Source organism: Bradyrhizobium sp. 14AA, from assembly GCF_054185205.1.
This window is the reverse complement of record NZ_JAVAYM010000077.1, coordinates 1-710: the sequence shown is the minus strand read 5'-3', so window position 1 is coordinate 710 and position 710 is coordinate 1. Positions and strand designations below refer to the sequence as shown.

Annotated in this window: 1 protein-coding gene; it reads right to left on the bottom strand. The window is 65.1% G+C overall.

Annotated elements, in window-relative coordinates:
- The coding region (locus RAD15_RS43380; protein WP_458184793.1) for an Ig-like domain-containing protein at positions 1 to 710 on the bottom strand (710 nt) is incomplete at both ends.

The following is a 710-nucleotide window of genomic DNA, read 5'->3' as shown; positions in this document are numbered from 1 at the left end:
GCCGCCGTCGGTCGAGACCTCATAGGCCACACTGGTGCCGTTGGCATCGGCGTTGCCGCTCAGCGACAGATCGAAGGCCTTGTCGGTCGAGTTGAGGTCCACAGACGACGACCCGCTGTCGTCATAGCTCGACAGCGACAGCGTTCCCGCCGTCGGCGCCGTGGTGTCCACCACCACCGTGACGATGTTGCTGGTCGAGGAGTTGCCGGCGGGATCGCTGACCACGGCACGGAACTGGTAGCTGCCGTCGGCCAGATCGCTCTGTGCGGCTGTGGTTACGGTCCAGGTGCTACCGCCGTCGGTCGAGACCTCATAGGCCACACTGGTGCCGTTGGCATCGGCGTTGCCGCTCAGTGACAGATCGAAGGCCCTGTCGGTCGAGTTGAGGTCCACAGACGACGACCCGCTGTCGTCATAGTTCGACAGCGACAGTGTCCCCGCCGTCGGCGCCGACGTGTCGACCACCACCGTGACGATGTTGCTGGTCGAGGAGTTGCCGGCAGGATCGGTGACGGTCGCGCGGAACTGGTAGCTGCCGTCGGCCAGGTTGCTTTGCGCCGAGGTCGTGGTCGACCAGTTGCCACCGCCGTCGGTCGAGACCTCATAGGCCACACTGGTGCCGTTGGCATCGGCGTTGCCGCTCAGTGACAGGTCGAAGGCCCTGTCGGTCGAGTTGAGGTCCACAGACGACGACCCGCTGTCGTCATAGT